Annotated in this window: 17 protein-coding genes; 10 read left to right on the top strand and 7 right to left on the bottom strand. The window is 68.5% G+C overall.

Going from position 1 to position 18,007, the window contains the following annotated elements; translation table 11 throughout:
• The first annotated feature begins 10 nt into the window (after positions 1-10).
• Genes gsiC through BDO18943_RS10590 form a run of 4 tightly spaced genes read left to right on the top strand, consistent with a single transcriptional unit; the run spans position 11 to position 3,738 of the window.
• On the top strand, positions 11-931 hold the full coding sequence (gene gsiC, locus BDO18943_RS10605) for a glutathione ABC transporter permease GsiC (protein WP_175022243.1): 921 nt from the start codon (positions 11-13) through the stop codon (positions 929-931).
• A 7-nt stretch (positions 932-938) separates the two neighbouring features.
• Positions 939-1,832 (top strand): glutathione ABC transporter permease GsiD, encoded by an 894-nt coding sequence (gene gsiD / locus BDO18943_RS10600; protein ID WP_175022242.1) that lies wholly within the window; start codon positions 939-941, stop codon positions 1,830-1,832.
• Positions 1,832-2,914, top strand: a complete 1,083-nt coding sequence (locus tag BDO18943_RS10595) for a DmpA family aminopeptidase (RefSeq protein WP_175022241.1) — start codon at positions 1,832-1,834, stop codon at positions 2,912-2,914. The genes gsiD and BDO18943_RS10595 overlap by 1 nt, the downstream gene beginning before the upstream one ends.
• Positions 2,911-3,738 (top strand): M55 family metallopeptidase, encoded by an 828-nt coding sequence (locus tag BDO18943_RS10590; RefSeq protein WP_175022240.1) that lies wholly within the window; start codon positions 2,911-2,913, stop codon positions 3,736-3,738. Before BDO18943_RS10595 ends, BDO18943_RS10590 begins: the two co-directional genes overlap by 4 nt.
• Before the next feature lie 38 nt (positions 3,739-3,776).
• Here BDO18943_RS10590 and BDO18943_RS10585 read toward each other — a convergent pair whose 3' ends face one another.
• Complete coding sequence (locus BDO18943_RS10585) at positions 3,777-4,556, bottom strand: alpha/beta fold hydrolase (RefSeq protein WP_175022239.1); 780 nt, start codon at positions 4,554-4,556, stop codon at positions 3,777-3,779.
• Between the two features lie 142 nt (positions 4,557-4,698).
• On the opposite strand from BDO18943_RS10585, the gene BDO18943_RS10580 reads away from it, so the two are divergent.
• Positions 4,699-5,478 (top strand): AraC family transcriptional regulator, encoded by a 780-nt coding sequence (locus BDO18943_RS10580; protein ID WP_175022238.1) that lies wholly within the window; start codon positions 4,699-4,701, stop codon positions 5,476-5,478.
• A gap of 461 nt (positions 5,479-5,939) precedes the next feature.
• On the opposite strand, the gene pcaG is transcribed toward BDO18943_RS10580, so the two are convergent.
• From pcaG to BDO18943_RS10565, 3 genes are all read right to left on the bottom strand, one after another.
• Positions 5,940-6,533: a protocatechuate 3,4-dioxygenase subunit alpha gene (pcaG, locus tag BDO18943_RS10575; protein ID WP_011355460.1), complete on the bottom strand. Its 594-nt coding sequence runs from the start codon at positions 6,531-6,533 to the stop codon at positions 5,940-5,942.
• A 3-nt stretch (positions 6,534-6,536) separates the two neighbouring features.
• Entirely contained in the window at positions 6,537-7,244 is a 708-nt protein-coding gene (pcaH, locus tag BDO18943_RS10570; RefSeq protein WP_175022237.1) for a protocatechuate 3,4-dioxygenase subunit beta, read from the bottom strand.
• A 275-nt stretch (positions 7,245-7,519) separates the two neighbouring features.
• Complete coding sequence (locus BDO18943_RS10565; RefSeq protein ID WP_175022236.1) at positions 7,520-8,095, bottom strand: YiiX/YebB-like N1pC/P60 family cysteine hydrolase; 576 nt, start codon at positions 8,093-8,095, stop codon at positions 7,520-7,522.
• Positions 8,096-8,215: 120 nt separating this feature from the next.
• Between BDO18943_RS10565 and BDO18943_RS10560 the strand changes: the two genes are divergently transcribed.
• The 4 genes from BDO18943_RS10560 (at position 8,216) to BDO18943_RS10545 (ending at position 10,874) form a co-directional block, all read left to right on the top strand.
• A complete protein-coding gene (locus BDO18943_RS10560; RefSeq protein WP_043183393.1) occupies positions 8,216-8,953 on the top strand; it encodes a helix-turn-helix domain-containing protein in 738 nt (245 codons plus the stop codon).
• Between the two features lie 77 nt (positions 8,954-9,030).
• Complete coding sequence (pcaQ, locus tag BDO18943_RS10555) at positions 9,031-10,017, top strand: pca operon transcription factor PcaQ (protein WP_175022235.1); 987 nt, start codon at positions 9,031-9,033, stop codon at positions 10,015-10,017.
• Between the two features lie 127 nt (positions 10,018-10,144).
• Positions 10,145-10,504, top strand: a complete 360-nt coding sequence (locus BDO18943_RS10550) for a type II toxin-antitoxin system RelE/ParE family toxin (RefSeq protein WP_043183397.1) — start codon at positions 10,145-10,147, stop codon at positions 10,502-10,504.
• 73 nt (positions 10,505-10,577) lie between these two features.
• Positions 10,578-10,874: an XRE family transcriptional regulator gene (locus BDO18943_RS10545; protein ID WP_175022234.1), complete on the top strand. Its 297-nt coding sequence runs from the start codon at positions 10,578-10,580 to the stop codon at positions 10,872-10,874.
• A 150-nt stretch (positions 10,875-11,024) separates the two neighbouring features.
• Here the strand turns inward: BDO18943_RS10545 and BDO18943_RS10540 are convergent, their stop codons facing one another.
• From BDO18943_RS10540 to BDO18943_RS10530, 3 genes are all read right to left on the bottom strand, one after another.
• Positions 11,025-12,299, bottom strand: a complete 1,275-nt coding sequence (locus BDO18943_RS10540) for an APC family permease (protein WP_175022233.1) — start codon at positions 12,297-12,299, stop codon at positions 11,025-11,027.
• Positions 12,300-12,434: 135 nt separating this feature from the next.
• Positions 12,435-17,045, bottom strand: a complete 4,611-nt coding sequence (locus BDO18943_RS10535) for a DEAD/DEAH box helicase (protein WP_175022232.1) — start codon at positions 17,043-17,045, stop codon at positions 12,435-12,437.
• A gap of 199 nt (positions 17,046-17,244) precedes the next feature.
• Positions 17,245-17,769, bottom strand: coding sequence for a metal-dependent hydrolase (locus BDO18943_RS10530; protein WP_175022231.1), 525 nt, complete (start codon positions 17,767-17,769; stop codon positions 17,245-17,247).
• 10 nt (positions 17,770-17,779) lie between these two features.
• Here BDO18943_RS10530 and BDO18943_RS10525 point away from each other — a divergent pair, with 10 nt between their 5' ends.
• Positions 17,780-17,950, top strand: coding sequence for a hypothetical protein (locus BDO18943_RS10525; protein ID WP_175022230.1), 171 nt, complete (start codon positions 17,780-17,782; stop codon positions 17,948-17,950).
• Positions 17,951-18,007 lie beyond the last annotated feature (57 nt).

Below are 18,007 nucleotides of genomic sequence, written 5' to 3'. Positions count from 1 at the left end.
TCGGTGCCCCATGCTGAATTTTCTCGTCAAACGCCTGTTCGGCCTGCTGCCCACGCTCGCGATCGTCGCGGTGCTGGTGTTTCTGTTCGTCCACCTGCTGCCGGGCGATCCGGCGCGGCTCGCGGCCGGGCCCGAAGCCGACGATGCGACGGTCGCGCTGGTGCGTACCGATCTCGGCCTCGACCAGCCGCTGCCCGCGCAGTTCGTGAACTTCTTCGTGAAGATCGCGCACGGCGATTTCGGCCTGTCGACCCGCAGCAAGCGGCCGGTCTCGACCGAGATCGGCGAGCGCTTCATGCCGACGCTGCTGCTGACGCTCGTCAGCATGGTGTGGGCGACGGCCTTCGGGATGGCGATCGGCATCGCGTCGGCGGTGTGGCGCAACCGCTGGCCCGACCGCCTCGGCATGACGCTCGCGGTGTCGGGCATCTCGTTCCCGGCGTTCGCGCTGGGCATGCTGCTGATGGAAATTTTCTCGGTGAAGCTCGGCTGGCTGCCGGTCGTGCCGGACGGCTCGTGGAAGAGCTACGTGCTGCCGTCGCTGACGCTCGGCGCCGCGGTCGCGGCCGTGATGGCGCGCTTCACGCGGGCGTCGTTCGTCGAGGTGCTGAACGAGGATTTCGTGCGCACCGCGCGCGCGAAGGGCGTGCGCGAGCCGACGGTGGTGCTCAAGCACTGCCTGCGCAACGCGATGATCCCGGTCGTCACGATGATGGGGCTGCAGTTCGGCTTCCTGCTCGGCGGCTCGATCGTCGTCGAGGTCGTGTTCAACTGGCCGGGGCTCGGGCGCCTGCTCGTCGACGCGGTGACGATGCGCGACTACCCGGTGATCCAGGCGATCGTGTTGCTGTTTTCGCTCGAGTTCATCCTGATCAACCTGACCGTCGACGTGCTGTACGCGGTCATCAACCCGACCATCCGGTTCAAGTGAGGCGCGCATGAACGCGACTGTCCAGCCCGCGGCGCCGGCCGCAACGACTGCGATCCGCACACCGTGGCGCGAATTCTGGCGCAAGTTCCGCAAGCAGACCGTCGCGCTCGTCGCGGGCGGCTTCGTGCTGGCGCTCGTCGTGCTGGCGTTCGTCGGCCCGCACATCGCGCCGTTCGATCCGGAAAACTATTTCGACTACGATGCGCTGAACGCGGGGCCGTCGGCCGTGCACTGGTTCGGTGTCGATTCGCTGGGCCGCGACATCTTCAGCCGGATCATCGCGGGCACGCGCATCTCGCTCGCGGCCGGCTTCTTCTCGGTCGCGCTCGGCGCGGTGATCGGCACGTTCTTCGGGCTGCTCGCCGGCTACTACGAAGGCTGGTGGGACCGCATCACGATGCGCGTGGCCGACGTGCTGTTCGCGTTCCCGGGCATCCTGCTCGCGATCGGCGTGGTCGCGATCCTCGGCAACGGGATGATCAACGTGATCTGCGCGGTCGCGATCTTCAGCATCCCGGCGTTCGCGCGGCTCGTGCGCGGCAACACGCTGATGCTCAAGCACATGACCTATGTCGAGGCCGCGCGCAGCATCGGCGCATCGGACTGGACGATCATCATGCGGCACATCCTGCCGGGCACGGTGTCGTCGGTCGTCGTCTACTTCACGATGCGGATCGGCACGTCGATCATCACGGCCGCGAGCCTGTCGTTCCTCGGGCTCGGCGCGCAGCCGCCGACGCCGGAGTGGGGCGCGATGCTCAACGAAGCGCGCGCGGACATGGTGACGGCGCCGCACATCGCGATCTTCCCGAGCCTCGCGATCTTCCTGACCGTGCTCGCGTTCAACCTGCTCGGCGACGGGCTGCGCGACGCGCTCGATCCGAAGCTGGAGCGCCGCTGATGCGCATCGCACCGATGTGGACGGCGACGCTGCCGGCCGGGCCGCGCGGCACGATCGCCGACGTGCCGGGCGTGACGGTCGGCCATTGCACGATCGATGCGGACAACGTGCAGACGGGCGTGACCGTCGTGAAGCCGCATCCGGGCGACGTATACCGCAGCAAGGTGCCGGCCGGGGCTGCCGTGATCAACGGTTTCGGCAAGAGCGTCGGGCTCGTGCAGGTCGACGAGCTCGGCACGCTCGATACGCCGATCGCGCTGACCAATACGTTCGGTGTCGGCGCGGTCGCGCAGGCACAGATTCGCGCGGCGATCGCGGCGAATCCGTCAATCGGCCGCGACTGGTCGACCGTCAACCCGCTCGTGTTCGAGTGCAACGACGGCTACCTGAACGATATCCAGGCGTTCGCGGTCACGGCCGCGCATTACGACGACGCGTGCCGCGCGGCATCGCGTGACGTCGCACGCGGCGCGGTGGGCGCCGGGCGCGGGATGTCGTGTTTCGACCTGAAGGGCGGAATCGGTTCGGCGTCGCGCGTTGCTGTCGCGGCCGGGCGGCCCTATACGGTCGGCGCACTTGTACTTGCGAATTTCGGCCGGCTGCCGATGCTGACGCTCGGCGGCGTGCCGCTCGGGCGCATCGTCGCGCAACGGCGTGCGGCCGAGGCCGCGCACGCGGCACCGCCCGAGCAGGGCTCGATCATCCTGTTGCTGGCCACCGATGCGCCGCTCGATGCACGGCAACTGTCGCGGCTCGCGCGCCGTGCGGGCGCGGGGCTGGCCCGCACGGGCTCGGTCTACGGGCACGGCAGCGGCGACATCGCGCTCGCATTTTCCACCGCATACACGATCGCGCACGACGCATCGACCATCGCGCTGCCGGCCCTCGTCGCGGATGCGGCGCTCGATCCGCTGTTCATGGCCGCGGCCGAAAGCGTCGAGCACGCGATCGCCGACGCGTTGCTGCAGGCCGTGACGGTGGCCGGGCGCGACGGCCACGTGCGGCAATCGCTGCGCGATGCGGTGCCCGATCTCGATCGCCTGTTCAACGTAGGCCACGAAGGACGTCTTACCCAGTCATGAAGATCCTGATTTCGACCGACATCGAAGGCGTCGCCGGCGTATTCGCCACCGAGCAGACACGCGCCGGCAATCCGGAATACGAACGCGCGCGCCGCTGGATGACCGCCGAGGCGAACGCGGCGATCGAAGGCGCGTTCATGGGCGGCGCGCAGGCCGTGTGGGTCAACGATTCGCACGGCGGCTTTCGCAACCTGCTGCCCGACGGGCTCGATGCGCGTGCGCGTGTCGTGCTCGGCAAGCCGCGCATGCTCGGGATGATGGCGGGCCTCGAACAGCAGCCCGACCTCGTGTTCATGATCGGCTATCACGCGAAATCGCAGACGCGCGGCGTACTCGCGCACACGATCAACGGCTTCGCGTTCACACAGGTGTGGCTGAATGGCGTCGAGCTCGGCGAAGCCGGGCTGTACGGCGCGCTGGCACGCGAATACGGTGCGCACGTCGCGCTGGCCACGGGCGACGACGTGTTCGCGGAAGAAACGCAGCCGCTGTTTCCCGATGCGCATTTCGAGACGGTCAAGACCGCCGGCGGCGCATCGAGCGGCGATACGCTCACGCCCGCCGCGTCCTGTGCGCGGATCGCAACCGCGGCGCGCGGCGCGGTGGCGCAGGCAGTGTCGGCCGGTGTGCGCGCGGGCGCCCATCGCCCCGCGCCGGCCGCGTGCACGCTGCGCGTGCAGACGGCGGCGCTGGCCGACCTGTTCTGCGTGCTGCCGTCGCTCGAGCGCGTCGATGCGGTGACGCTGCGCTTCGACGGGCCTTCGGTCGAGCATGTGGTGCGCACGCTGAACAGTTTGTCGGCGATGTCGTTCATGTTGCGGTGATGCGCGTTACTGCCATGCCGCTTGCATGCCGCGCGTCGTCAGTGGTTGCCGACAGGGTTCGCCGTCACGGCGAGCAGGAACGCTTCCATCGCCGTGACCAGTGCGAGCGGCGTCTCGTTCATCGGGTAGTGGCCGGCATTGCGCAGCACGTCGACGGTGGCGAGCGGATAGCGTCGCAGGTAGGTGCGGGCCATCAGCGCGGTGTCGAACGCCGGATCGTGCTCTCCGATCAGCACTTTCACCGGATGGATGCCCGCGATCTCGTCGCTGAAATCCGTATCGGCCCACGCGCGGAAGTACGCGCCGAACGCCGGCGGCGACGAACGGGCTGCCGAATACGCGGCTTTCCACTCGACCCAGGCGGCTGGCAGCCGGCCGCCGGTGCTGCGGTCGATGATGGTCCGGCGATCGGCGATGTGGTCGGCGGCGCGCTCGAATAGCGCGCGTTTCTCCGCGTCGAACGGCAGGCCGCCGCTAGGCACAGGCGTGATCGGCGCCAGCGCGCGCACGCGCTCGGGCGCCATGACGGCGATTTTCTCGGCCGCCATCGCACCCATCGAGTGGCCGACGATGCTGAAGGTCGCGAAATCGAGTGAGTCGGCCAGTGCAAGCGCGTCGGCGGCGATCTCGTCGATCGTGTAGTCGCCCGCAGCGTCGCGCAGGCGGCCGTAACCTCGGTAGTCCATGAAGACATAGCTGAAGTGTTCGCGCGATAGCCACGCTTCGACGGGTTCGAATGCGTGGGCGTCGCCGAACCAGCCGGGCAGTACAAGAACAGGGTGGGGGCCGTCCCCCACGCGATGAAACGTATTCGGCATGTCCGCTCCGATGCAGTGGTGATCCGGCCGATCAGGCCGACGGGTCTTGCGGCCGTCTGGTCGCGCAAGGGTGGAGCGGATCGTAAATCGAGCGAAGGAGACCCGCCTTCGATATCGGGTCATTGATGATGGAATTCGGGCCGTGAGAAATACGCTGCTAGACCCCTACGAACACATTCCCCGGAGCGTGGTCGTGACCGCAAACGACTATGCGGCCGGCACGACGTTTCCGGCGCACGCGCACGGGCGCGGGCAATTCGCGTTCGCGTCGCGCGGCACGATCAGCGTGTCGACGCCGCACGGGCGCTGGCTGGTGCCGCCGCAGCGCGCGTGCTGGGTGCCGGCCGGCGTGCCGCACGAAATGACGATGACCGGGCCGGTCACGATGCTGAACACCTTCGTGTCCGGCGATGCCGCGCAGGAAGCGGGCCTGCCCGAGCAGTGCGGCGTGTACGGCGTATCGGCGCTGCTGCGGCAACTGATCGACGACGCAATCGACCTGCCGGCCCTGTATGACGTCGACGGACGCGCGGGCAAGCTGATGGCGCTGCTGGTCGCGGAAATCGCGACGATGCCGCGCCTGTCGCTGCATGCGCCGCTGCCGGCCGACGCACGGCTGGCGAAGGTATGCCGGCACCTGCTCGCGTCGCCGTCGATCGCGGCCGATCTCGACCAGGTGGCCGCCGACGCCGGCTTGAGCCGCCGCACGTTCACGCGGCAGTTCCGCGCGCAGACAGGCGTGAGTTTTGCCGCATGGCGCCAGCAGGTGTGCATGCTCGCGGCGATCGCGCGCCTGAGCGACGGGCAATCGGTGACGCGCGTCGCACTCGATCTCGGGTACGCGAGCGCAAGCGCGTTCACGTCGGCGTTTCGCCGCATCCTAGGCGATACGCCGAGCCGGTATCTTGAGATTCGGCGCTAACCGGACGGAATCCGCGCGCGTCACGCCGATGCGCGGGTGGCCGCCAAAAAATACGCGCCTGCCAATTTCGGTCAGACGCGTTTAAAGGCACTCGGTCAGAAAAAATGCGCGCATGGCCTGTCGGACAGTGTCGCGCATTACATGCGTAATTGTTGCTTCTTCCGATTCAATCTCGTTGACTCGTTGTGGATAGCGAAGAATACGCCGCATAACGCGCAAACGAAATCCCGCGGGACGCGCGACTCATGTGCGGTTGCAGCAGCATGCGTTTCAATCGTGCGTTCGATGCAGGGGCAGAAGCCCCTGGCAATGGGCGTCGGTGCTGATGACCAGGCGCGATGCGCCGCAGCATCGAATGATGGCGACGGAGCACGAAAAACGCCGTGTGGCGCGATACCTGTCGGAATCGCGCCACACGGCGGTGCGGGAGCAGGCGATGCCGGCGTGCGCCGGCTCGCGCGTCACACGTCGAAGAACACCGTTTCGTCCGGCCCCTGCATGCGGATGTCGAAGCGGTAGACCACCGGGCGGCCCGGCTGCGCGTCGCGTTTCGCGACGAGCGTCGCGCGGCGCTCGGCCGGCACCGCGTTCAGCACGGGGTCGGCCGCGTTCGCGGCGGCTTCGTCGTCGAAGTACACGCGCGTGAACGCATGGGTGAGGATCCCGCGCATCATCACGGTCACGTTGATGTGCGGCGCTTCGTCGGCGGCGAGGCGGCCCGGCTTCACCGTCTCGACAACGAAGCGCTGCTGCGCATCGGTGCCGGTGCCGACCCGCGCGAAGCCCGTGAAGCCGGATTTCGCGATGTCGTCGCGCGACGCGGGGTAGCGGCCCGCGCCGTCCACCTGCGTGAATTCGAGCACCGCATCGCCGACGACGTTGCCGTCGCCGTCGAACACCTGGCCGACCAGCAGCACGTGCTCGCCTTCGGCGTGGGCCGCGGCGATCGTCGGCGTGAACAGGCTCTTCAGGTCGTAGTCGTATTGCTGCGGGCACAGGCCGTACGCGAAGTACGGGCCGACCGTCTGCGAAGGGGTTTGTTTCAGCGTCGTCATGGTTCAGCGCTCCATCGGGGTAGCGTCGCGGCCGCGCAGCACGATGTCGAATTCGTAGCCGAGCGCATAGCCTTCTTCGGTGATGTCCATCGAGAAGCGCGAGATCAGGCGATCGCGCGCGGCCTCGGGCGTGCCCTGGAAGATCGGGTCGTACGCGAGCAGCGGGTCGCCGGGGAAGTACATCTGCGTGACGAGACGCGAACCGAAGTAATCGCCGAACAGCGAGAAATGGATGTGATTCGGGCGCCACGCATTCGGATGGTTGCCCCACGGATACGCGCCCGGCTTGATCGTCAGGAAGCGGTAGCGGCCTTCGTTGTCGGTCAGGCAGCGGCCCGCGCCGAGGAAGTTCGGGTCGAGCGGCGCGTCGTGCTGGTCGACCTTGTGCACGTAGCGGCCGGCCGCGTTCGCCTGCCACACCTCGACGAGCGTGTTGCGCACGGGCTTGCCGCCTTCGTCGAGCACGCGGCCCGTGACGACCATGCGCTCGCCGAGCGGCTCGCCGTTCTTCACGGCATTCTTCGTCAGGTCATGGTCGAGCGCGCCGAGATCTTCGGCGCCGTAGACCGGCGCGTACTGGTCGCGCAGTTTCTCCTTCAGCGGGATCAGCGGGCGGGTCGGGCCGCGCTTCACGGACGAACGGTACTCGGGGTGGACATAGGCCGGATGCGAGGGCCAGTCGCGCGGCGTGAGGATCGTGGGGGAATCCATCGGGCGTCTCCTGATAGGTATTTCGCGAAGGGGATGGCAGGACTTTAGCCAATCCGGAAAGTTATGCAAAATGACCTTTTTTCACGAATCGTATAACCATTCGTTATGTTCGACGCGCCAATGAAAATTCCGCCGGACAGGATGCCTGTCCGGCGGAAAAAGCGATCGGGCTTCGCGTCGTCGGTGACGACCCCGTGCACGGCCCTCCAGCCAGCCCGTCGCTGCTTTTTTGTGTTGTCGTTCTTGTTGTTATCCGGTCTCCCTGAGCGCGCCTGTTATGACTGCCGGCCGGGATCGAACACGATCCCGTCGAATTCGAGTGACAGCGTGCCGCTGCGCAGCAGTGCGGCCGGCGTCGTGTCGCGGTCGGCACCGAGCACGTCGCTCACGTAGTCCGCGCAGAACCCGCGCCGTGTCCGCAGGTTGAAGCGGTTGCCGAGCAGCGCGTCGATCCGCTGTTCCGCTGTTGCGTGCACCTGACGCTGCGCATCGGCGGTCGGTGCCGAGACGCGGCGCGCCAGCGCGATGCGCCCGCCGTCGGTACGGGCGACGAAGCGCGACAGTGGCGTGAGCTTCGTCCACGCAAACGCGGATTCGGCGATCACGGGCTCGTCGCCCGATGTGTCGACGACGATGCCGAAGCGATTGGCCCATGCACCCGTCGAGCCCGTCGCACCGGCCGCGTCGCGGGGCGCATGCGCCGGCACGCGGATGAACACGAGATCCCCGACGTGCGCGCTGGCGGCCAGCGTGCGGACCGTGGCGAGCGGCATCGTGCGATCCGTGTCGCGGGCATCGCGCGGGGCGGTGCGATGCGATTCGTAGGCAGCGGTTTCGGTTCGGGTGGTCATTTCGGCTCCGTCGTTCAGTGACAGCACGGAGCGGATTATGCAGACAAGTACCCGAAAGTGTTCATCTGCGTGCGCAGGTAGCCTAATATCTGACCTGGAGCATCATTTTTCGATACCAAAATGACCGAAACCGCCCAACTCATCGAAATGCTGAAGCGCCAATTGAAGGCGCAAGGCATGACCTACCGCGACGTCGCGCGTGCGCTCGACGTTTCCGAGACCAGCGTGAAGCGGCTGTTTGCCAGCGGCCGCTTTACGCTGGAGCGCGTCGTGGAGATCTCTCAGCTGCTCGGCTATACGCTGGCCGAGCTCGTGCAGGAGGCGTCCGCGTCGGCGCCGAGGCTGCACGTGCTGACCGAGCAGCAGGAGGCGCTGCTCGTGTCGGACGACAAGCTGCTGCTCGTTGCCGTCTGCGCAATCAACTACTGGACCGTGCAGGACATCGTGTCGGCCTATCAGGTGACGAAGGCCGAATGCGTGAAATACCTGCTGATGCTCGACCGGATGAACGTCGTCGCGCTGTTGCCGGGCGACCGGATTCGCGTGCGCGTCGCGCGCGATTTCGACTGGCTGCCGGGCGGGCCGATCCGCCGTTATTTCCATGCGCACGCGCTCGGCGATTTCCTCGACAGCCGCTTCGACGGGGAAGGCGAAACGATGACGTTCTCGCAGGGGATGCTGACGGAGGCCGCGTCCGCGGAGCTCGAACTGGAGTTGCGCCGGCTGCGCAGCAAGGCGGCCGCGCTGCATGCGGAATCGTCGTCCGCACCGCTCGCGCAGAAGCACGGCACCAGCTTGCTGATCGCGAAGCGGATGTGGGAGCCGGCCGGTTTCCAGGCGCTGCGGCGCCACGCGTGACACAGCGTCGAGTGCTTGGGGCTATTCGGAAAGTTATGCAAAATGGCATTTCATCGTCAATCGCATAACCACCCGTTATGAATAACCGTATCGCCGACGGCCGCGTCAAGTTCCGGCACCTGCAGTGTTTTCTCGCGGTCGCGCAGCTGGGCGGCGTGCAGAAGGCGGCCGAAAGCCTGTCGATTACGCAGCCGGCCGTTTCGAAGACGATCGCCGAGCTGGAGGCGATCCTCGGCGTGAAGCTGTTCGAGCGCGGCCGGCAGGGCGCGCAGCCGACCCGTGAGGCGCAGTTGTTCCTGCCGCACGCGAACGCGTGTGTGCTGGCGCTGCGGCAGGGTGTCGGGCTGCTCGCGCGCGAGGGCGGGGCTGCCGCGGCGACGCTGGAAATCGGCATGCTGCCGACCGTCGCGGCATCGCTCGCGCCCGCGTTGATGAAGGCGCTCGCCGAGCGCTGGCCGCGCGTCGTCGTGAGGATCGCGACGGCCGCGAACGCCGATCTGCTCGAGCGCCTGAAATCCGGTGCGATCGAGTGCGCGATCGGGCGGCTGTCGGAGCCGGAGCGGATGATCGGGCTCGCGTTCGAGCAGTTGTACAACGAGCCGCTCGTCGCGGTCGTGCGCGCCGGGCATCCGCTGCTGTCGAGCGCGGCGCCGGCGGCCGAACTCGCGCGCTATCCGGTCGTGCTGCCGCCGTTCGGCACGCTGATTCGCCAGTCGGCCGAGCAACTGCTCGGTGCCTGCGGCGCGCCGCCGCTGGATTCGTTCATCGAGGTGCTGTCGGTATCGGTCGCGCGCGCGCTCGCGCTCGAAAACGATGCCGTCTGGTTCGTGCCGCTCTATGCGGCCGAGTACGACCTGTCGGCCGGGGCGCTGGCACGCCTGCCGCTGCCGGCGGCAGGCACCGACGAGCCGGTCGGGCTGGTGCTGCGTACCGATGCGCAGCCGTCGCCGGTCGCGCGGACGCTGATCGACGCCGTGCGCGATATCGCGCGGTCGCGGTTCGGCGAGACGCGCGCACGCGGGACGTCACGCGCGGCGCGCAAGCCGGCTCGTCGCGACAATTGACCCATCGGGCCGTGCTGCAAGCGCGGCCCGGCCCGGTACCCGGCTGCCGGATTGGCCATTCGGTCAGTAGCCGACCTCGCGGTGCTTGGCATATCGTACCGATTTTGGTACGATTGGTGTCAAGACGATGACGAGACAGCAGATCCAGGTCACGCTCGGCGTGCGGTTCTTCCAGACGGCCCGTGGCAACGAGCCGGTGCGCGAATGGCTGAAGGCGCTCGGGCAAGCGGAGCGAAGAGCGATCGGTGAAGAGATCAAGACCGTGCAACTCGGCTGGCCGCTCGGCATGCCGCTGGTCCGGAAGATGGCGCGGGATCTATGGGAGATTCGCGTGATGCTGCCGGGGCGGAGCGCCCGCGTGCTGTTCACGGTCGTCGGCGAAACGATGGTCCTGCTGCACGGTTTCTTCAAGCAGTCGCGGGCCACGCCGTCGGATGATCTCGATATCACCGTCGCGCGCCTGAAAGCGCTGACGCGCGCCATCTGAATTTCCCGGTTGCGCTGGAACGCACCGTCTCCGACGGGCAGGCAGCCGGCAACGCCATGCACTGGAGTACCCCATGACGACCACGAACAACCCGCATATCGGCAGCGATTTCGATTCCTTCCTCGAGGAGGATGGCACTCTCGAAGCGGCCACCGCCACCGCGATCAAGCGCGTGATCGCCTGGCAGATCGGGCAGGAAATGAAGGCGCAGCACATCACGAAAACCGCGATGGCCGCACGGATGAAAACCAGCCGCGCCGCGCTCAACCGTCTGCTCGACGAAACCGACACGAGCCTCACGCTGGCGACGCTCGCGAGCGCGGCCGCCGCGCTCGGCAAACGGCTCAGCTTCGAGCTGGTGCCGGCCTGACGGGCGTGAAGAAGCGGCGTGCGGTCGAGTCTGCATCGCTACGCGTAATGCGTGCGGCGGAATGGCCGGCAATCCGGCCCGCGGCTCGGCCGTGACGCGCGGGCGTGTCGCCGCAAGCGGGCGAATGTCGGCCCGCGCGCACATGCCGCGTCACTGACGCGGCGCGGCCACTTGCAGATAGAGCAGCGCACCGCCCGCGAGCAGCAGCGGACACAGGATGTACCAGCCGGTCGTCAGGAACAGCCCGGCGACCGCTACCAGCGAAATCCATGCGCAGCGGTAGGCGATCCCGCCGCGCGGCAGCAGTTTCAGCGCGGCGGCCGCGCCGAGTCCATACACCATCACGAAGCATCCGGACGTAACGAGCACGAGCGGCTTCGGCCCGACATCCGACAGCGTCGTCGCGGCCAGTGCGACGGCTGCGAGCACGGCGATCACGCCGAGGCTGTGGCGCGGGACGCCGCCGACCTGGCTGCCATGCGCGAGCCACGCGGGCAACGCGCCGTCGCGCCCAAGCGCCGCGCCGAGCTTGGCCGCACCCGCGAAATACGCGTTCATCGTGCCGAGCGTGAGCAGCAGCGCGGCCACGGCGGCCAGCACCTGCGCATGACCACCGATGCCGCCCGCGATCAGCTCGGCGAGCGGCGCACCCGATGCGCCCGCGGACGGCCCGAGCACCGTCACGCTCGCGGCCGCGACCGACAGATACAGGAACCCGACCACCACGACCGCGATCCCGGCCGAGCGCGGCATGTCGTGCGCGGGCCGGCGGAATTCGGCTGCGAGATGCGTGATCGCTTCCCAGCCGGCGAAACTCCACACGAGCAGCGCGGCGGCCTGGCCGACCGCGAGCCAGCCGTGCGGCGCGAACGGATGCAGGTTCGCGGTGCGCGCATGTGGCGCGGAGGCGAGCACCGCGGCCAGCAGCAGCGTGACGAGCAGTGCCGACAACACGAGCTGCATGCGGCCCGACACGGTGACGCCGAATGCATTCGCGGCCGACACGGTCGCGATCAGCGCGGCAGCCGTGACGACGACGGTCGTGTGCCCGCCGCCGGTGACGGCCGCGACGTAAGCGCCACCGAACATCGCGGCAGCCGGCGCGCCGGCCGGTACCGCGAAGTAGAAGCACCAGCCGACGATCGCCGCGGCTTTCGGCCCGAATGCGCGCCGGGCGTAGGTCGAGACGCCGCCTGCGTCGGGATAGCGTGCGCCGAGCGCGGCGAAGGTGGCCGCGAGCGGCCCGGACAGCACGACGAGCGCGGCCCATGCGAGCAGCGAGGCCGGGCCCGCGACTTCGGCAGCCAGCGCGGGCAGCGCGATCACGCCAGTGCCGAGCACCGCGCCGATATAGAGCGCGGCGCCCTGGAAAATCGTCAGTGAGCCCGCGTGATGAGCGGCGGGCGAATCGGCATGCGAGGGCATGGACAGCAGTCTCCGGGAGTCTTGTCGTGTTCGAGCGCGAGCGTCCGCGCGGAAAATCGTTCGATGCTACCCGAACGCTGGCGGTAGCGCAGCCCGGCGATCAGTAGTCCGGGCGGTGCCGCGTGTCAGCCAATGTCAGTGGTGGCGTGCGAGCCGCAGGCGGGCATCCTCGCGCGCGGCGGGCGACAGTTCGGGGGCGTAGTGAAATGTGCCCGACACCAGCGATGCGACCGGCACGCCGTCGCGGAACAGCACGCGATTGCCGGCCAGCGCGGGCACTTTGTCGCCGGGCAGCAGCGTGCCGGCAAGATTCAACGGATCGGCGCCCGTCACGCACACGTACTGTCCGTCGCCCGGTTGCCGCCGCAGTTCGCGCAGGATCGGGATCGCTTCGGGCAGCGCGAACTGTTCGCCCGCGAGCCCGGCGACGAAGCGTCCGCCGCGAATCTCGCCGCGCGCTTCGAGGCGTTGCAGCACGCGCACGAGCTCGCGCCAGTTCGGCAACCAGTCGGCTTCGCGTTCGAGCAGCCGCCAGAACACGACGCCGTAGCGGCGCAGCAGCGTCCACGCGATGTGTTCGAGCGCGTCGGGGTCGGTCGCGGCCAGGCCGCGTTTCGGTGCCGGCGCATCGTCCGGCGGCGCGTGGCGTTGCACGAGTGCCCAGCGACCCGCGTCGTCCATGCCGCCGATCAGTGCGCCGCCGCGCCGCGTGCGCGGCGCATAGGTCGCGCTGCGCTTGACGACCGGTTTCAGCAGCGCGCGCAAGCCCGCGTAGCTGTCCGCATTCACGAGGCCGGCGGACACGAGTTCGCCGAGCGCCTGTTCGAGTTCGACCGGCAGCATGCGCAGCTCGTCGAGCAGCGCGTCGAAGAACATCGCGCCGTGCGCGGCGAGGGCGTCGCGCACCTGGGTGGCCCGCGCGGACAGTGCCGGTTGCGCATCGGGGTCGCGCAGCGCCTGCCACGCGGAAAGGTGGCGGCGCGGCAGCAGCACGATCGGCGTCGTCTTCACGGGCGTGCCGGCCGCGCGCGCCGGCGCGCCGATGCGCGTCCACACGAGCTTGCCGGAGCGGCACAGCTCGTCGAGCCTGCCTGCCGTGTAGTCGGTAAGCCGCGCGGGCAGCAGTGCATCTTCCCATGCGCTTGCGGCGGCCTCGTAGCCTTCGAGCTGTTCGACCACGGCCGCGAGTGCGTCGCGGCCGGTGCCGCGCGTGTCGGGCGTCAGGTGCTGCCAGTGGAACAGGAAGCGCATGAAATCGGCGCGCTCGACCGGCTCGATCTCGCGACGCAGCCGCTTCACCGTGTAGCGATGAATGCGCGCCAGCAGATGGCGTTCGCACCATTCGTCCGTCGTCGTGCCTGGCGTGAACCGGCCGCGCATCACATAGCCTTCGCGCTCCAGCGCCGCGAGTGCTGTCGCGATCGACGCAGGCGGCAGGCCGAGCGGTGTCGCGATCGCGTCGAGCGCAAGAGGGCCGAAACCGGTGAGCCGTGCGCGGATCACGTCGACAAGTGCGGCATCCGCTTCCCACGGCTGCGCGCAGGCTGCCGGCACCTTGAGCGCCGGCGCGATACGCGCGTCGGGATGCAGTGCACGCAGGCACACGAGCCGTTCGACCGGCACCCACAGTACAGCGCCGCCCGGCGCGACGAGTTTCGTTGCGCGGCGGCGTTCGGCGAGTTCCGCGAGCCGGTCGGACCAGCCTTCGCGGGTTTGTGCTTCGCTATCGGAGACGCACGCGAGCGTGAGCAGCGCGTCGTGCATTTCGTCGGCGTCGCGCACGAGCGGCCAGGCTTCGTCGCGCACTGCGTCGATCGCGTCGGCGTCGAGCGCGCCGAGATCGTCGGCCGATTCGGGATCGCTCCAGCGGCGCGACTGTACGGCCTGCGTGCGGCGCTCCTCGAGCGGTGCATCGTCGAGGAACGCGTAGGGTTTCGCGTTCAGGATCTCGGCGGCGAGCGGCGACGGTGCGGGCAGGTCGCGCGCGACCAGTTCGATCGCACCGCTTTCGATCCGGCGCAGCAGCGCAAGCCAGCCATCGGTGTCCATCGCGTCGTGCAGACAATCGTCGAGCGTCTGGTCGACCAGCGGGTGATGCGGAATCTCGCGCTCGCCGACGATGTTCTCGAGGCACGCGACCTGATCGGGAAACACGGTCGCGAGCAGGTCCTCGCTCTTCATCCGCTGCAGTTGCGGCGCGGTGCGCTTGCCGCCCGTGAAGCGCGGCAGCGCGAGCGCGGTCGTCGCGTTCCAGCGCCAGCGCACGCCGAACATCGGTGCGTCGAGCAGGGCCTGGACCAGGACGTGCTCGGCGCTGGCCGAACGCAGGTAGCGCCACACTTCGTCGAGTGCGAAGCTGTGCGCAAGCGACAGCGACAGGATGATCGCGTCGTCAGTCGCGGCTGCCTGCAGTTCGAAGTTGAAGCTGCGGCAGAAGCGCTTGCGCAGCGCAAGCCCCCATGCGCGGTTGATGCGGCTGCCGAACGGCGAATGGATCACGAGCTGCGTGCCGCCCGATTCGTCGAAGAAACGCTCCATCACGAGCGTGTCCTGCGTCGGCAGCGCACCGAGTGCGGCGCGCGTGCGGGCGAGATACTCGGCGATCTGGTGCGCGGCGTCTGGTGACAGGCGCAGATCGTCGACGAGCCAGCGCAACGCCGGCATGAGGCGGCTGTCGGCCGGGTTGGCAGGGGCTGCACGGGCGACGTCGTTTCGTACACTGATCGCGGCTTCGGCTTCGGCTTCGGCTTCGGCTTCGGCTTCGGCTTCGGCTTCGGCTTCGGCTTCGGCTTCGGCCTCGGCCTCGGCTTCAACACGTCGCGTCGATGTTGCACCGCCCTTGGTCCTGGCTTGGGTCGTCGCCTTGATTTCAGCCGCCGTCTTCCCGCGAATATCGTCGTCGGTGCGTTTACCGCCGCGGGCATGCTCTTGCCGCTCGCCGTCGGCGAACAGTCCGTCGAGCCGTGCGCGCAGCCGGCCGACCGCCGCCGACAGCTCGTCGCTGCGCCCCGGCGCCTCGCCGAGCCAGAACGGAATGTTCGGCGACTGGCCTTGAGCGTCCTCGACGCGCACGCGGCCTGTTTCCACGCGAATGATCCGGTACGACTGGTTGCCCAGCTGGAACACGTCGCCCGAGAGGCTCTCGATCGCGAAATCCTCGTTGACTGTGCCGACCTGGAGGCCCTGCGGTTCGAGCAGCACCGCGTAGTCGGCCATGTCGGGGATCGTGCCGCCCGACGTGGTCGCGGTCATCATCGCGTTGCGGCGCCCGCGCACGGTGCCGCCGACCATGTCGCGATGCAGGTACGCGCCGCGCACGCCGCGCCGGCTCGTGAAGCCTTCGGCGAGCATCTTCATCACTTCGTCGAAGCGCTCGCGCGTCAGCCGTGCGTACGGCGCCGCGCGCGTGACGCTCGCATACAGCGCGTCTTCCTGCCATTCCGTGCACGCGACTTCGGCGACGATCTGCTGCGCGAGCACGTCGAGCGGTGCTTCGGGAATGCGCAGCGTGTCGAGCTCGCCGCGTTGCACGCAATCGAGCAGCGCCGCGCATTCGACGAGCTCGTCGCGCGACAGCGGGAACAGCCGGCCCTTCGGCACGCCGCCCACGTGGTGCCCGGAGCGGCCGACGCGCTGCAGGAACGGCGCAATCCCGCGGGGTGAACCGACCTGGCAGACGAGATCGACGTCGCCGATATCGATGCCGAGTTCGAGCGATGCGGTGGCGACGAGCAGCTTCAGTTCGCCGCGCTTCAGGCGCTGCTCGGCGTCGAAGCGGTGCTCCTTCGCGAGACTGCCGTGATGCGCGGCGATCGCTTCCTTGCCGAGCCGGTCGGCGAGATGGCGCGCCATGCGCTCGGCGGTGCGCCGCGTGTTGACGAACACGAGTGTCGTGCGATGCGCGGCCGCGAGCCCGGCAATGCGGTCGTACACCTGTTCCCACACGTCGGTTGCCATCACGGGTTCGAGCGGCACGTTCGGCAGTTCGAGCGCGAGGTCGCGCTCGCGCGTATGGCCCGTGTCGACGATCGTGCAGTCGCGCGGCGCGTCGGCCGGGCCGCCGACCAGGAAGCGCGCGACCGCGTCGATCGGCTTCTGCGTCGCCGACAGCCCGATACGCGGCAGCGCGCGGCCGGCCAGCGCGTCGAGACGTTCGAGCGACAACGCGAGATGGCTGCCGCGCTTGGACGACGCGAGCGCATGGATTTCGTCGACGATGACCGAGCGCACGTTCGACAGCATCTGCCGCCCCGACGTGGACGACAGCAGCACGTACAGCGACTCGGGTGTCGTCACGAGGATGTGCGGCGCGCGCTTGCGCAATGCGGCGCGCTCGGCCTGCGTCGTGTCGCCGGTGCGCACGGCGGTGCGGATCGCCGGCACCGGCAGGCCGAGTTGCGCGAGCGATTCGGCGATGCCGGCAAGCGGCGCGTCGAGGTTCACGTGGATGTCGTTCGACAGCGCCTTCAGCGGCGACACGTACACGACGAGTGTCGCGTCGGGCAGCGTGCCGTCGTGCGCCAATGCATCGCGCACCAGATCGTCGAGCGCGCACAGGAACGCGGTGAGCGTCTTGCCTGAGCCGGTCGGCGCAGCAACGAGCGTCGAGCGGCCAGCCTTGATGTGCGGCCACGCGAGCGCCTGCGCGCCGGTGGGCGCGGCGAACGTGCGCCGGAACCACGCGGCGACAGCCGGGTGGAACACGTCGAGCGCACTGGCGGCAAGGCGGGTAGCGGTGACGTCCATCGGAGCGTTGAAATGGGGGGCAAGTGCAGAAGGCGCACGCACGAATCGAATCGTCAGTGTGCCAGACGTCGCGCGTGCGTGCCGGGCAGGTGTGTCGGGAATTCAGATTCAAATGGGGGCCCGCATCGCACTTTCAACGAACAGAAAGTTGCATGCGAGCCGGTACGCCGATAGCGTGCCGAATTGCACCGAATTGCCACTAAACGCGATGCAGCCAGCCGAGCCAGTGTTCGAGCAGCGGCGCACGCGAGCACAACGACTGCGCGAGCCACAGCGTGCCGCCCCATGCGGCGGCCACGACGATCAGGTCGCAATTCCCGCTGTTCCACAGGTTGAGCGAGTGACGCCGCCAGATCCACGGCACGCCGAGCGGGTTCGGCCAGTCGGCGAGCAGGTGCATCACGCCGCCGCACGCGAAGCCGAACAGCGGCGCGGCCCACAGCGGATGCGGTTGATGGATGAGCCCGTGCCACCCGAGCGCAAGCAGGGCGATCCAGCCGATGCCCCAGTGCGTGATCGTGCGATGCGTGACCCACAGGCGGCGCTTGCGGCGCCACCAGGCGACTTCGAGCCAGTCGGGCGCGGTGCCGCCCGCGACGCCCGCCGCGAATGCGGCGAACATGCCCACATGCCACGGACCCGTGGCGCCGGTTTGTGCGACGAGGGCGGCGGCGGTGACGCCGGCTGCGAAGCCGGACGCATGATGTGCATTGCGTGATGCCATAGGAAGCGAGATGAAGAAACGTGAAGCGGCGCGTGCAAGAAAAAATGATGCAGCGCGAAAACGGGGCGCTATCTTCGCAGATCGGCTCGTGCAGTGGGAGCGACGTTTGCAGATTTTTTTGCACGTGCCGCGTGGCCTTCCGCGCAGTTCGCAACTTTCGGTTTTTTTGTGCGCTGCGTGATAACGGACACGGCGGATGGACACGGCGGACGCGCACTGCGTGCAATTTCGACCGATC

The sequence above is a fragment of the Burkholderia aenigmatica genome (assembly GCF_902499175.1).
Lineage (GTDB): Bacteria > Pseudomonadota > Gammaproteobacteria > Burkholderiales > Burkholderiaceae > Burkholderia > Burkholderia aenigmatica.
This window is presented reverse-complemented; position numbering and strand designations above follow the sequence as displayed.